The following is a 14,580-nucleotide window of genomic DNA, read 5'->3' on the forward strand; positions in this document are numbered from 1 at the left end:
GCCGAAGGTGACGGCCGCGGCCAGCAGGGCGAGCAGGGAGATGCCGGACAGCAGTCCGATCACGGCGGTCAGCAGCGGCAGGCCGGCGGCGGCCAGACTGCCGAACCCGGCCAGCAGGACGATCACCGCGGTGGCGAGCCCGATCGCCTCCGACAGCCGGTCCGCGGCCTTGGGCCGGGCCAACCTGCCCAGCGGACCGCCGTACTCGACCTCCACACCGTCGGCGCGCAGAGCGTGCACGGCGTCGTCGACGCCATCGAGATAGGAGCGATCGAAGCGGGACGGGTTCTTCGTGAAGCGGACGGTGACCATTCCGGTGGTGCCGTCGGCGGAGACCGCGCCCGGAGTGCGGAGCGGGTCGGCCACGGAGATCACGTCGGGCAGCTTGCCCAGCTCGCTCACGGCCGTGCCGACGGCCTCCCGGTGGGCGCCGAGGGCACCGCTGCCCGGGTGCAGCACGATCTGGGAGGCGGTGCCGCGTACCCCGGCCGAGCCGTGGGCGTCCAGCAGATCGGCGCCGGTCTGCACGGAGGTGCCGGGCAGCGAGAAGTCGTCGTCGTAGGTGCCGCCCCACGTGCGGTCGGCGGCCAGTGCGGCGAGCATCACCAGCAGCCAGGCTCCGAGCACCCACCAGGGCCGTCGCGCGCACCAGCGGCCGGCCCTGTGCAGCCGGCCAGCGGAAGCTGTCCCATCCGGCTCGGGGCGGGGAGGTTCCAGGGTGGTGCGAAGAGCGTGGGTCATTCCGTCATTCCTGGTCGGGCCCTCGGCGGGCATGAGAGAAGCCGGCGGTGCGGGCCGGGAGCGTCGGGTGCGGAGCAGGAACAGCGTGACGGCCAGGGCCAGCCCCGCCGCGGTGACGAGCCCCAGGGCCACGAGCGTCGATCCGCCCGTGCCCGTCGCCGCCGCGCTCACCGGGTGCGTGAGTCCCGCTGGTCGTGGTGTCACGTCGGCCTCGCCGTCCGGTGCGTCGTGGCCATGCTGATGCCGTTCACCTCGTCGTCCTCCCGTTGCCCGATTGCGAGCACAGCCTGCCGCAGTCGTACGAGCGGAACGTTCGGCGCATGTTCGGGCTGTGTAAGGACCGGATCCGCCCGCGTCCTGACACGGCGGCGCTGGTTAGCATCGACGGCATCCCGGAGCCCCGGGCCGGCCCCCGCCCTCGCGTGGGCCCTAGGAGAGAGCCACATGCCCGAGAACAGAGGTCTCGTCCTGATCGCCGAGGACGAGCCGCACATCGCCGACCTGCAGCGGCGCTATCTGAGCCGGGAAGGGTTCGGCGTGCACGTCGAGACCGACGGGGTCGCCGCGCTGGCCGCGGCCCGGCGGATGCGCCCCGCTGCGATCGTCCTGGACATCGCCCTGCCCGGCATGGACGGCATGGACGTGTGCCGCCGGCTGCGCGAGGAGGGCGACTGGACGCCCGTCGTGTTCGTGACCGCACGCGACGAGGTCACCGACCGCATCCTCGGGCTGGAGCTGGGCGGCGACGACTACCTCGCCAAGCCCTTCTCCCCGCAGGAGTTGGTCGCGCGCGTGAAGAGCCTCCTGCGGCGCGCGGCGGGCCCGCAGCAGGAACCGGTGCGCCGACTGGGCCGGCTCACGCTCGACACCGGACGCCGGACACTGCACGTGGACGACGCCCCCGTGGAACTGACGACCACCGAGTTCAACCTGCTGGCCTTCCTCATGCGCAACCCCGGCCAGGTCTTCACCCGTGAACAGCTGCTGGCGCAGGTCTGGGGCTACGCCGACTACCGGGACACCCGGGTCATGGACGTCTACGTGTCGCAACTGCGCGCGAAACTCGCAGACGCCAGCCCGATCCGCACCGTGCGTGGGGTCGGCTACAGCGTCGCCGACAACGGCCGATGAGGACCGAACGGCGCCACGGCTCCCTCGCCGTGAGCATCGTGCTGCTGACCACCGCCGTCGCAGCGGTCGCCGTACTGCTGACCGGACTGTTCGCCTGGCGGACGATCCGCACGAACGCCGAGGCCCAGGAGCGCGACCAGCTCGCCCGTCAGGCCGAAGTCCTGGCCCGGACCCCGCCGTTGGCCGGTCTGCTCCTGCAACGGCAGCAGCGCATCGCCGGCCCCAGCGGTACCGAACTCGCCCTCGTCCAGCCCTCCGGGGACGTCGCCGGTCCGTCGACGGAGGTCGTCGGCCCCGGCCTGCGCAAGGCGCTGCTCGCGGGCGAGGACGTCTCGGCGACCGCCGTCCTGGACGGGCGGGAGGTACTGGTGGAGGGCGTGCCGACGCGCACCGGTGGCGGACTGGTGCTCACCCAGCCGATGAGCGACGTCGACGCGGCCACCGACCGTATGCGCGGCGCCCTGGTCCTGCCACTGGCACTGGGACTGGGCGGCGCGGCCCTGGCCGGCGCGCTGCTCGCCCGGCGGCTGGCCCGTCCGCTCTCCTCGGCCGCCCGCACCGCCCACCGGCTGTCCGCGGGCGAGCGCGGTCTGACGGTGCCCTCGGAGGGGCCCGCCGAAGTGGCCGAGCTCGCGACGGCGCTGAACTCGCTGGACGCGGCGCTGGCCCACAGCGAGAACCGGCAACGGGACTTCCTGCTGTCGGTCTCCCACGAGATCCGTACGCCGCTGACCACCGCGCGCGGATACGCCGAGGCCCTCGCCGACGAGGTGATCACCGGGGACGAGGTGCCCGAGGCCGGGCGTGTCCTGCGCACCGAGATGGAGCGGCTGGAACGCTTCGTGGGCGATCTGCTCGCCCTGGCCCGGCTGGAGGCCGACGACTTCCGGCTGGACGTCGACGAGGTCGATCTGGACGCGCTGGTGGAACAGGCCGCGGCCGTCTGGTCCGCCCGCTGCGCCCGGGACGGGGTCGACTTCCGTGTCGAACGCCCGGCACAGCCGTTGACCATCGCCACCGACGGCTTCCGGATACGCCAGCTCGTCGACGGACTCGCCGAGAACGCCCTGCGCGTCACACCCGCCGGCCGGCCCCTGGTACTGGCCGTGCGGCAGGACGGCGCGGGGGCCCGCTTGCAGGTGCGTGACGGCGGCCCCGGCCTCACCGACGCCGACATCGAGGTCGCCTTCGAACGCGGCGCCCTGACCGAGCGCTACCGCGGCGTCCGCCCCGTCGGAAGCGGCCTGGGCCTGGCCGTCGCCCGTCGTCTGGCCACGCGGCTCGGCGGCATCATCTCCGCCGCGGGGAACGCCCCCGAGGGCGGCGCCTGCTTCACGGTCCTGCTGCCGCCCCGCCCGGACGGCCCGGGCGGGTCCGCGTAAGCTGCTGCCCCTGTGCAATCGTCCCGGTCGGGGACCGGGCTGATGGGGGTGGCGGAGTGGTTTCCGGGCGTGTGGTGCGCTTCGACGGTCTGCGGGGCTACGGATTCATCGCTCCCGACCATGGCGGCGAGGACGTCTTCCTCCACGTGAACGACCTTCGTATCCCGGAACAGCAGGTGCGCCCGGGGCTCGCGGTGGAGTTCTCCGTCGAGGAGGGCGACCGCGGGCTCAAGGCGTCGGAGGTGCGCCTGGCCGAGGGGCCGGACGGGCCGCTGACCCCGCCGGGCGGGGCGTCGAGGACGTCGGCTCGGAGCGCGCACCGTCCTGCCGACGGCGACGACTCGCTGTGTGACGTGCTCACCGCCGGCGAGTACCTGCACGAGGTCACCGAGGTCCTGCTCGCCTCGGCACCCTCGCTGACCGCGGAGCAGATCCTCGCCGCCCGGCGCGGGCTGCTGCAGTTCGGCAAGGACCACGGCTGGCTCGAGGACTGACCGGCTCGCGGCACGGCGAAGCAGGACTCCACGGGTCCCGGACCCTGTCAGGCGGTAACCTGCTCCTGAGGCAGCCATGGCCGATCAGGTACGCATCCGGCTCCTCGGCGGTTTCGCCGTGACGGTCGACGACCGCCCTGTCGCCGCCGGGGCATGGCGACTGCGCAAGGCCCGGAGCCTGCTGAAACTGCTGTGTCTGTCACCGGGCCACCGGATGCACCGGGAGCGGCTCTACGACCTTCTGTGGCCGGACCTGGACCGGACGGCCGCGTCGAACAATCTGCACCAGGTGCTGCACGCCTTGCGCCGCGCGCTGACCTCGACGGGAGCACCGGGGGACGTCGTGGTCCTCCGCGACGACCTGGTGCTGCTCGCCCCTGACGGCGGCGTGCGGATCGACCTCGACGAACTCGACCAGCGGGTCGGGCGGGCCTCGCACAGCAAGAGCGCGGCCGACTACCGTGCCGCGCTCGCCCTGGCCGACCCCGGGCTGCTGCCCGAGGACCGTTACGAGCCGTGGGCGGCCGAGGCGGCCGGGGCGCTGGAGACACGGCGTACGACGCTCAGGCTGGAGCTGGCCGAGGCGCTCGACCGCGAGCACCGCACGGCCGAGGCCAACGACGTACTGCGGGCCCTGCTCGCCGAGGACCCTCTGCACGAGCCCGGCCACCGGGCGCTGATGCGCAACCTGGCGGGCGCCGGACGGCGCCGGGAGGCGCTCGCCGGCTACGAGCGGCTGCGGGACGCGCTCCGCCGGGACACCGGCGCCGACCCCGACCCGCAGACGCGCCGCCTCTTCCGTGAGCTGCTTGCCGACTCGGTCGAGGCCGGAAAGCGGCGGCCCGACGCTCCACGGCACAACCTGCCGCAGCCGGCGACCGGACTCATCGGCCGGGAGCGCGAGACGGCCGAGGTGGAGCAGTTGCTCGGGCGGAGCAGGCTGCTGACCCTCACCGGGGCCGGCGGCTGCGGCAAGACCCGGCTCGCGCTCGCCGTGGCGGCCCGTCGGCGTGACGGCTTCCGGGACGGGGCGTGGTTCGTGGACCTGGCCGCGCTGACGGAACCGCAGCTCGTTGCGGACACGGTCGCCGCGGTCCTCGGACTGCAGCTGCCGCCCTCCGGCGGGGGACGGCAGGCGCTGATCACCCAGCTCGGCGGCCGGGAGATGCTGCTGGTACTCGACAACTGCGAGCACCTGGTCGAGGCGTGCGCCGCGCTGGTCTCGGAGATCCTGGCCCACTGCCCGGGTGTCGCCGTGCTCGCGACCAGCCGGGAGCCGTTGCGCAGTTACGGGGAACGGACCTTCAGGGTGCCGTCGCTGGGCCTGCCGGATCCGCGTCGGCTGCCGGCCCTGGCGGAACTGGGCCGCTTCGCCTCCGTGCGGCTGTTCGTGGAACGGGCCGCCGACGCGGCCCCGGGATTCGAGCTGACCCCGGGGAACGCGGCGGACGTGGCGCAGATCTGCTTCCGGCTCGACGGCATGCCGCTGGCCCTGGAGCTCGCGGCGGCCCGGGTACCTGTGCTGGCCCCGCGTCAGATCGCGGAACGGCTCGACGACGCCCTGGCTCTCCTCGCTCGGGGCAGCCGGCACGGCGTGACGCGGCAGGAGACACTGCTCGCCACCCTGGAGTGGAGCCACCGGCTGCTCGACGACGAGGAGCGGCGCCTGTTCCGGAGGCTTTCCGTCTTCACGGGCGGGTTCTCGCTCGCGGCGGCCGAGGACGTGTGCGCCGGCGGTGACCGGGAATGCCCGGTGCTGGACCTGCTCGGCCGGCTGGCCGACAAGTCCCTGGTGTGGGTGGACCCCCGGCCGGACGAGGCGCGCTACCGGTTGCCGGAGACGATCAGGCAGTACGCCGCCGAGCGGCTGCGGGCCGCCGGGGAACAGGCGGCCACCGAGGCCCGGCACCGGCACTTCTACCTGGAACTCGCCGAGGCACGGGACCACGAACCGGCCGTCGGGGTCTGCGGGGCGACCTCGCTCGAACTGGAGGCCGACTACGGCAATCTCCGGGCCGCCCTGCGTTCCTTCCTGCGCCACGAACCGGACCAGGCGCTGCGCCTGGCGGTCGCGCTGCGTTCGTTCTGGACCGAACGCGGACGCCTCGCCGAGGGGCGGACCTGGCTGGAGGACGCTCTGGCCGCCGCACCGGAGCCGACGCCAGAGCGCGCCAGAGCGCTGATGGGCCGGGCCGTGCTGGCGATCCGGCTCGGCGACGTGGCTCCACTGGAGGACATCGGCACACAGATCGTCGGGATCCACGAGCGGGGATCGGACGGGGCGACCCTGGCGTACGCCCACTACCAGCGGGCCGTCCTGCACTGGATGCACGGTACGTGGGACCGCGCGCGCACCGCCCTCGACCGGGCCACGGCACTGGCCCGTGACGCGGGCGCCCCGGCGGTGCTCGCCGCGGCCGCGCACCTGGAGAGTGTCTGGGCCGTCTGCCGGGGGGAGGGCACGGTCGCGCGAGAGGCGTGCACGGAGAGTCTGCGGCTCCTGGACGAGCTCGGCGAGGACGGCGGCCCGTTCCTTCCGGTCATGACACCGGGCTACGCGGTCGAGGTCGACGAGGCAGGGCAGGTGTCGCTGCTGTTCGAGGAGACGGTCCTGGCCGGCCGCACGGTCGGCCCGTCCCGGGCCCGCGGCTATGTGCTGGCGAATCTGGCGTGGGCGACCCGGCTGGAGGGCGACACCGAGGCCGCGACGGCGGCGGCCGGGCGCAGTGCCGACTGCTTCCGTGCCCTCGCCGACCCCCATGGCGAGTCCCTGGCCATCAACACGCTCGGGAACATCCACCGCAGCCGGGGCGACCACGAGGCGGCCAGGGAGTGCCTGGAGACGGCGCTGGCGATCAGGTGCCGGCTCGGCGACCGCCGGGAGGAAGGCATCACCCTGGGCTGCCTCGGCCTGCTCCACCTGGCCCGCGGGGACACCGAGAGCGCGCGGTCCACCATCGCGCGTGCCCTCACCGGCTTCGAGGAGACCGACGACTTCCCGGGCGCGGCCAACAGCCTGCTCCATCTCGGGCTCGTGGCCCGCGACGCCGGTGACCCGGCGACGGCCCGCACCCTGCTGCACCACGCCCAGCGGCTGGAACGGGTGGCCGGGTCGACCTCCGCCGCCGGATGGGCCGCCCTCGTACTGGCGCAGTTGCTGTGGCGGACGGGTGAGCGCGAGGCCGCCGCGGCGGCCGCGGCCCGCGCCGGCGACCTGTTCACCCGCCTCGGCGACACGCGCGGCCCGGCTGTGCTGCGACGCGCGGTGCCACGGACCGAGAGCGCCCAAAGCGGCTGCTGAGTGGATGCTAAGAGGCCACCCCTACGGTCCTGAGTACCAGCGAGAGCACTCACACCGAGGAGCCGACCATGTCGATCGACACGGCAAAGGGTGTCCTGGGGGACGCCACCGTCGCCGAACTGGAGGCGGCCCTGCGCGGCACCGTCGTCCGCCCCGGCGACGCCGACTACGACGAGGCCCGTTCCGTGTGGAACGCGGCCCACGACAAGCACCCGGCGCTGATCGTGCGCTGCGCCGGAACCGCGGACGTGGTCCGTGCCGTCGAGTTCGCACGCAGCCAGGACCTGCTCGTGGCCGTGCGCGGCGGCGCCCACAGCATCGCCGGGTTCTCGACCTGCGACGACGGCATCGTCATCGACCTGTCGGCCATGAAGGGCGCCGTCGTCGATCCCGTGCGACGCCGGGTGGTCGCCCAGGCCGGCATGACCTGGGGCGATCTCGACCACGAGACCCAGGCCTTCGGGCTCGCCGTGACCGGCGGTCTGGTCTCCTCGACCGGGATCTCCGGTTTCACCCTCGGCGGCGGGGTGGGCTGGCTCCTGCGCCGGCACGGTCTGGCCTCCGACAATGTGACGGCGGCCGAGGTCGTCACCGCCGACGGCCGCGTGGTGCGCGCGGACCCGCGGGAGCATCCCGAGCTGTTCTGGGCCCTGCGCGGTGGCGGCGGCAACTTCGGCGTGGTCACGTCGCTCGAGTACGAGCTGCACCCGGTGGGGCCCCAGGTCCTGGGCGGGCTGATCTTCTACCCCGCCGCCGAGGCCCGCCAGGTGATCACTCGCTGGCGCGAGGAGTTCGACCGCATGCCCGACGACCTGACGACACTCGTGAACCTGACGACGGCTCCTCCGCTGCCGTTCCTGCCCCCGGAGGTCCACGGCACGCGTGTCGTGATCGTGGGCGGTATGTACGCGGGCGACCCGGCGGCGGGCGAGGCGGCCGTCGCTCCGCTGCGCTCCCTGGGCACGCCCATCGCCGACGTCATGGGTCCCCTGCCGTACACGGGCATGCAGACACTGATCGACCCGCTGTGGACGCGCGGAGCCCACAACTACTTCACGTCCGCGTTCATCGAGCCGTCCGACACCGCCATCGACGCCGTACTGCGCCACCACCTCACGACGCCCACGCCCCGCAGCGAACTGCACCTGCACCAGCTCGGCGGCGCGTTCGCCCGCGTGCCCGCCGAGGCCACGGCCTTCAGCCAGCGCGATTCCGGCGTGCTGTGCAACGTGATCGCGCGTTCCCCGGACACGACGGACTTCGACGCGCACATCGCCTGGGCCCGTGCGGCCCGCCGGGAGATCTCCCGCAACGGCCACGGTGCCATGTACGTCAACTTCACCGGCGACGCCGCAGAGGACAAGGTGCGCGCCTCGTATCCGGAAGCGGTCCACGAGCGGCTCGTCAGGGTCAAGGACGCCTACGATCCCACGAACATGTTCCGCCTCAACCAGAACATCCGCCCCTCGGCCGCGGCATGACCCGGCCGCCACTGCGCCGGGTGCCGTCGGCCGCGCGCCGACCGCACCCGGCAGGCCGCACGGTGAAGAAGGCTCGCCGGCGGACCGGTGCCGGACCATCGCCCCGACCTGATACGGCGGCAGGACCGGCACCGGCCCCGGCGGTGTCGCCCGGCGCCCGGTCGCGGTCTCCGAAGACACCGAGGACAAGGGCGGTACATTCGAGGTCGTCATCCGGCGCCAGGACGACGTACCACCCACACGTCGCCGAGCAGGTGCTTCCCGCGGTCCCGGGCCGGTCCGGCGACTGACCGGTCACCCGAAGGGCCGCAGTGGTACCGCTGCCCGGCGCACGAGCGGCACCGCACCGACCGGCGAGGACGGATACTCGGCGGGTCGGAGGGACACGCGGACGCTCCGCTGACGGAAGGTCTCGGCGTATGCAGGCGGCAGCCGGCCTCAGCCTGTTCGGAAGGGTCCCGGCCTGGTTGCGGGCCCACGACCCGGAGCTGGCGGCGACGCGCAGGGCCATGCGCGCCGCTGTGGTGATGCCCGCGCTGTTCGCCCTGTGCGACGTGGTCCTGCGGTCGCCGGTGATGGCGACGTACGCGGCGTTCGGTTCGTTCTCGATGCTGCTGCTCGTCGACTTCACCGGCCCGATGGTGCAGCGCCTCCGCGCCCACATGGGCCTCGCGGTGGCCTGGGCGCTGCTCATCTCTCTCGGCACCCTCGTGGCCCACGAGACCTGGCTCGCGGTGACCACGACCGTGGTGATCGGCTTCGCCGTGCTGTTCTCCGGTGTGGTCAGCTCCGTTCTCGCCGGGGCGTCGACGGCGCTGCTCCTGGGCTTCGTCCTTCCGGTGACCACGCCCGCGCCGCTGTCGCAGCTGCCCGAGCGGCTCGCCGGCGCGGGCCTGGCCGCGGCCTCGGCCATGCTCGCGATCTCCCTGCTCTGGCCGCGGCCCGACACCGACCCGCTCAGTGCCCCCGCGGCCCGCTGCTGCCGGACGGCCGCGGCACAACTGCACGCCGACGCATCCCGCCTGGCCCGCGGTGCGGACGCGGCCGGCGTCCGTGCATGCCGGAAGACCGCCGACGAGGCAACCGCCGCGGCCGCCGATCTGCGCAGCGCCTTCGACGCCGCTCCCTACCGGCCCACCGGGCTGTCCATCGGCTCACGGGCCCTGGTCCGGCTGGTCGACGAACTGACGTGGCTCAGCACGATCGTGGCCGACAGCGCTCCCCCACCGGACGACCACGTGGTCTGCGATCCCGAGGCCCTCGCCGTACGACGGGCGGCCGCCGTGGTCCTGGAACGGACGGCCGACCTCCTGGACACCCGGGACCAGGCGCCCGACGAACTGCACGCCGCGCTGGAGACGTTGCACGCGGCCATGGACAGGATGGAACGCGGCGCGCCCGTCCTGCTCCCCGTGCAGCTGCCCGGGCCCGGTACCGAGTCCGGGGTCCGCGCCTTCATCGAAGCCCTGGACCTGTCGTTCCGCGCCCAGGAACTGGGCTTCGCCACGCTGCAGATCGCCGGCAACGTGGATCTGGTGGCGGCGGCCGAACGGCGCACGTGGCCGGAGCGGCTCCTCGGGCTCGAGCCCGGTGCGCCGAACCGGCCGCTGACCGCCGCGCGGGAGCGTGCCGTCGCCCATCTGCGCCCCAACTCGGTCTGGTTGCACAACAGCTGCCGGGGCGCCGTCGGCCTGGGCATCGCCGTCGCGCTGGCGAGCGTGACCGGCTTCCAGCACTCGTTCTGGATCCTCCTCGGAACCCTTTCCGTGCTGCGCTCGAACGCCCTCAACACCGGCCAGAACGCCATCCGCGCGCTCGGCGGCACGATCGCGGGTTCGATCATCGGCGCGGGCCTGTTGTACCTCATCGGGCACCACGGCACGGTCTTGTGGTTCCTGTTGCCCGTCGCCGTGCTGATCGCCGGCGTCGCACCGGCCGCGGTGTCGTTCGCCGCGGGCCAGGCCGCCTTCACCGTCGCTCTGGTCATCCTGTTCAGCATCGGCCACAACCCCGACTGGCACATCGTGCTGCTGCGGGTCCAGGACATCGGGCTCGGCTGTGCCGTCAGCGTGGTCGTGGGCCTGTTCTTCTGGCCGCACGGTGCGGCGGCCGCCGTGAACCGCGCCCTCGCGGACGCCTACACGGACAGCGCCCGCTATCTCGCCGGAGCCGTCGAGTACGCCGTCGGTCGCTGCGGCGCGCTTCCCTCGTCGGCCGACGCCCCTCTGGAGGAGGGCCTCGAGGCGGCGGCCGCCGCCCGCAGACTCGATGACGCCTTCCGCAGTTTCCTGGCCGAACGCGGCGCGAAACCGGTGCCGCTCGCGGACATGACGACCCTGGTCACCGGCATCGTCGGACTGCGGCTCGCCGCGGACGCGGTGCTCGGGCTGTGGCAACGAGCGGCCGTCCGGCATGCCGGAACGGACCGCGCCGACGCCCGCATGGTGCTGCTCGGCGCCGCGGGCCGGGTGAGCGGCTGGTACCGGGACCTGGCCGTGAGTCTGGCCCGGAACTCGCCCGTGCGCGCGCCCATGCCGCGCAACCCCGCCGCCGAGGCCACCCTGGTCGCCTCCCTCCGCCGCGAACTGCGCGACGACGACGGACGGGCGTCCGACACGGCGGTACGCATCATCTGGACCGTCGACCACCTCAACGCGGCGCGGCGTCTGCAGCCGAGCCTCGAGCAGGCCGCGCGGCACGGCGGCTCCGGTCCCGCCTGACCCGGGTGCAGCAGACGTCTCCTGGAGTGTTGCCGGTCGGTTGGCCGGCTGTTGGGACCCGGTTGGGCCGTTTCGGCAGGGTCGTGGGCCAACGGCGGCGGGCCCTGGTCCGCCGGTGCCGCGACGCTCCGGGGAGAGGACGCATCTCGTGATACTCGCCGTTGCGCGGCTCGTCCTGGACGGCGTCGTCGGCGCCCTGAACCTGGTGATCCTCCTGGTCCTGCTCCGCCGCCGGTGCGAGCGTCGGCCCCCGGGCGGCGGCGTGGGCTCCGGTATCCGCGTCGGCGTGCGACCGTGCCCACGCCCCGTGACCGCGCGGCCCGTCAGCCCGGTTGCCGCCAGGGCCCGTGTCCCAGCGCTCGGGACCGTCCCCAGTGCTCCATGGCGGCGCGACGGTCTCCGAAGTGGAAATGGGTGAGTGCCATGGTCTCCAGGGTGTCGGCCGTGCCCTCCGGGTCCCCGAGGCGCGCGCGAATCCGCAGCGCCTCGTCGAGGGCCTCGAACGCCTCCTGCGGACGGTTCAGCGCGCGCAGTGCGTCCCCGAGCCGGGTCAGGGCCGCGGCCACGTCGGCCCGGTCGCCGTGCTCCCGCTGGTGGGCCAGGGCATCCCGATAGCGCTCCTCGGCCGCCGCCGGGTCGTCGGCCTCCATCAGCACGTCGCCCATGCGGCCCAGGACGGCGGCGACGCTCACGATGTCACCCGCCGCGCGGTACAGCGCGGCGGCCCGCTCGCCGAAGCCGAGCGCCTCGCTCGGCCGGGCCAGCCTGCGATGGACCCCGGCCAGGGTGTCGTACACGGCTGCCCGTCCCGCCGCGTCCTCGGCCTTCTCGAAGTGGAGCAGGGCGGTCCGCAGATGCTCCAGCGACCGCTCCGGACGGTGCGCGGACGCGTGGACCACACCGGTACAGGCGTGCAGCCAGCCCTGGCCGAGCAGATCCTCGTGTTCCTCGGCACAGCCCAGAGCGGCAGCCGTGCCTCGCTCCCACTCCGTGGTCCACCAGTGGCGCTGTGCGTATCCGGACAGGCCCACGGCCAACCGCCAGGCCAGATCGGGCCGTTCGTAGCGCACCGCCCGACGGATCGCCTCCGTGAGCGCGGGCAGTTCCCGGGCGCACCACGACAAGGCCTGCTCGGCATCGGCGAATTCCGGCAGCCATGCGGCCAACTCCGCCTCCGGCAGGGGTGGGTGGAACCCCGGGGTGAGGAGCGCGTTCGCCTTCGACACCGCCGCCGTGTACCAGCCCAGCAGTCGCAGCCGCGCCGCCTTCCGGTTCCCCGGGCGCTCCTCCTCGGCCGCCCGCTCGACCGCGTACTCGCCGAGCAGGTCGTGGAAGGCGTACCGGCCGGGCGCGGGAGTCCGCAGCAGATGGGCGTCCACCAGGGCCTCGAGCAGGTCCTCGGTCTCATCCACCGGGCGGTGCAGCAGCACGGCCGCCGACTCGGCGGCCAGCGCGTGCACGGGCCACAGACCGAGCAGCCGGAAGGCGCGGGCCTGTTGGGCCTCCAGGGGCACCGGGCTGTCCCGCAAGGCGGTGTAGCTCATGGCGAACGTGTTCCGGACCGCCAGACCGCCCGCGGACAGGGCCCGCAGCCGCCCGCTGCCGGAATCCAGACGCTGCGCCAGCGTGGTCAGGGGCCAGCCGGGCCGCGTCGCCAGCCGGGCCCCGGCGAGCCGCAGCGCGAGGGGCAGACCGCCGCAGGCCTCGAGGATCCTGGCCGCCGCCCCCGGTTCGGCCCGGACCCGCTCGGAGCCGCACAGCGAGGTGAGCAGGTGCCGCTGCTCCACCGTGTGGAGTGGATCCAGCCGGAGACGGATCGCGTCGGGGAGGTCCGCCAGGGTGTAGCGGCTGGTGATCAGGACCGCGCAGCCTCCGCTTGCGGGCAGCAGGGGCGCGACCTGTGCCGCGTCCCGGGCGTTGTCCAGGAGCAGGAGCACACGCCGGCCGTGCAGCGCCGAACGGAACAGCGCGGCGCGGTCGTCGGTGTGCTCGGGCAGTGGGTGCTCGCGTACTCCGAGGTCGGTCAGGAAGCGGGCGAGCAGATCGTGCGGGTCGCGCGCGTCGCCGGCGCCGAAGCCGCGCAGGTCCGCGTGGAGCCGGCCGTCCGGGAACTCCTCCCGCAGGCGGTGCGCGACGTGGACGGCCAGTGCGGTCTTGCCGATGCCCGCCATTCCGGAGACGACCGCGACCGGGGGCACGTAGAGCGCCGGGTCCGGCCGGAGCGCGGCGCCCAGAGTCTCGATCTCGGTCGCTCTACCGACGAAGTCCACGGTGTCGGCGGGGAGTTGAACGGGAATCGGGCGCGTCGGTTCGCCGGACGGGTGTGGCGTCGTCGGCTCTGCCGGTCCGGCGGGGACACCGGGCAGATCGGGTTCCCGGCCGGAACGTCCCGGCACGGTTTCGGGCGCTCTCACTCCATCGGCCGTCAGGATCTCCTGATGTGCCTCCCGCACGGCGGACCCCGGCTCGATGCCGAGCTCGTCGACCAGTGTGCGCCGCAGCCGGTGGAAGACGGCGAGGGCCTCGGCTCGCCGGTCCGTGCGGTGCAGTACGAGCATCAGCTGCCGGTGGAACATCTCGCGCAGCGGGTGCTCTGCGGTCAGCCGGGCGAGTTCGGGAGCCAGTCCGCTGTGCCGGCCGAGCTCGAGCTCCGCGTCGAAACGCCATTCCAGTGCCTGTAACCGCGCCTCTTGGAACTGCTGGATCTGCGGCCGTATCTCCGCGTGGACGAGGGCCGGATCCGGCAGGTCGGCCAGCGGCTCGCCGCGCCACAGCTCCAGCGCCCGCGCGGTCGACCGGCCGACCGTCGCCCAGTCGTGCCGCTGCCGGGCGGCGCGGGCCCGCTCCAGGTGGCCGGAGAACACTTCGCTGTCCAGCTCGCCCTCGGCGACGGCCAGCCGGTATCCGCCCGGTACTGCCCGCAGGCGGGACCCGCCGTCCTCGGCGAGGGTGCGCCGGAGCCGCGTCACATGGTTGTACAGCGAGGCACTCGCGGTGGCGGGCGGGCGGTCGCCCCACAGCACGGCCTCCAGGGTGCCGGCGGGCACGGCGCGATTGGGCTGGAGCAGCAACGCCCCCAGCAGCGCGCGGCCCTTGGCGCTGCTGACCGGGCGGGCGGTCGCACCGTCGTGGACGGTCAGCGGGCCGAGCAGGCCGAATCTCATCTGCGTTCCTCCGGACAACTGGGCTGGTCGGCCCATCGCCGTCGGACGGGTGCTCAGTCGGCGGGAATCGTAGCCGCCCTGCGATCCCGGCACGGATTCGAGAACCGGAAGGCCCTGCTCCGGGCCCGGCTCGAAAGGGCCGGGCACGGAGCATGGCGCGGACCCG

8 protein-coding genes are annotated in these 14,580 nt (G+C 73.9%); 6 read left to right on the forward strand and 2 right to left on the reverse strand.

Going from position 1 to position 14,580, the window contains the following annotated elements; translation table 11 throughout:
* A partial coding sequence (locus tag ACFW2E_RS24350; RefSeq protein WP_384469196.1) for an MMPL family transporter occupies positions 1–945 on the reverse strand: 945 nt, incomplete at its 3' end.
* Positions 946–1,185: 240 nt separating this feature from the next.
* On the opposite strand from ACFW2E_RS24350, the gene ACFW2E_RS24355 reads away from it, so the two are divergent.
* From ACFW2E_RS24355 to ACFW2E_RS24380, 6 genes are all read left to right on the forward strand, one after another.
* Entirely contained in the window at positions 1,186–1,872 is a 687-nt protein-coding gene (locus ACFW2E_RS24355) for a response regulator transcription factor (RefSeq protein WP_384469197.1), read from the forward strand.
* Positions 1,869–3,254: a sensor histidine kinase gene (locus ACFW2E_RS24360; RefSeq protein WP_384469198.1), complete on the forward strand. Its 1,386-nt coding sequence runs from the start codon at positions 1,869–1,871 to the stop codon at positions 3,252–3,254. Before ACFW2E_RS24355 ends, ACFW2E_RS24360 begins: the two co-directional genes overlap by 4 nt.
* Positions 3,255–3,310: 56 nt before the next feature.
* Positions 3,311–3,748, forward strand: a complete 438-nt coding sequence (locus ACFW2E_RS24365; RefSeq protein WP_384469199.1) for a cold-shock protein — start codon at positions 3,311–3,313, stop codon at positions 3,746–3,748.
* A gap of 76 nt (positions 3,749–3,824) precedes the next feature.
* Positions 3,825–7,049, forward strand: a complete 3,225-nt coding sequence (locus tag ACFW2E_RS24370; protein ID WP_384469200.1) for a BTAD domain-containing putative transcriptional regulator — start codon at positions 3,825–3,827, stop codon at positions 7,047–7,049.
* Between the two features lie 68 nt (positions 7,050–7,117).
* Positions 7,118–8,530 carry an FAD-binding oxidoreductase gene (locus tag ACFW2E_RS24375; RefSeq protein WP_384469201.1) on the forward strand — a complete coding sequence of 471 codons (1,413 nt, stop codon included), beginning with the start codon at positions 7,118–7,120 and terminating at the stop codon, positions 8,528–8,530.
* Positions 8,531–8,949: 419 nt separating this feature from the next.
* Positions 8,950–11,250 (forward strand): FUSC family protein, encoded by a 2,301-nt coding sequence (locus tag ACFW2E_RS24380; protein ID WP_384469202.1) that lies wholly within the window; start codon positions 8,950–8,952, stop codon positions 11,248–11,250.
* 323 nt (positions 11,251–11,573) lie between these two features.
* Here the strand turns inward: ACFW2E_RS24380 and ACFW2E_RS24385 are convergent, their stop codons facing one another.
* Complete coding sequence (locus tag ACFW2E_RS24385) at positions 11,574–14,414, reverse strand: BTAD domain-containing putative transcriptional regulator (protein ID WP_384469203.1); 2,841 nt, start codon at positions 14,412–14,414, stop codon at positions 11,574–11,576.
* Between the last annotated feature and the right edge of the window lie 166 nt (positions 14,415–14,580).

It is taken from the genome of Streptomyces sp. NPDC058964 (assembly GCF_042741275.1).
In the GTDB taxonomy this organism is placed as follows: Bacteria; Actinomycetota; Actinomycetes; order Streptomycetales; family Streptomycetaceae; genus Streptomyces.

Excerpts from the sequence above, each read along its gene's own strand:
- ACFW2E_RS24370 (WP_384469200.1), top strand. The coding sequence starts at position 3,825 with ATGGCCGATCAGGTACGCATCCGGCTCCTCGGCGGTTTCGCCGTGACG.
- ACFW2E_RS24385 (WP_384469203.1), bottom strand. The coding sequence starts at position 14,414 with ATGAGATTCGGCCTGCTCGGCCCGCTGACCGTCCACGACGGTGCGACC.
- ACFW2E_RS24360 (WP_384469198.1), top strand. The coding sequence starts at position 1,869 with ATGAGGACCGAACGGCGCCACGGCTCCCTCGCCGTGAGCATCGTGCTG.
- ACFW2E_RS24355 (WP_384469197.1), top strand. The coding sequence starts at position 1,186 with ATGCCCGAGAACAGAGGTCTCGTCCTGATCGCCGAGGACGAGCCGCAC.
- ACFW2E_RS24380 (WP_384469202.1), top strand. The coding sequence starts at position 8,950 with ATGCAGGCGGCAGCCGGCCTCAGCCTGTTCGGAAGGGTCCCGGCCTGG.
- ACFW2E_RS24375 (WP_384469201.1), top strand. The coding sequence starts at position 7,118 with ATGTCGATCGACACGGCAAAGGGTGTCCTGGGGGACGCCACCGTCGCC.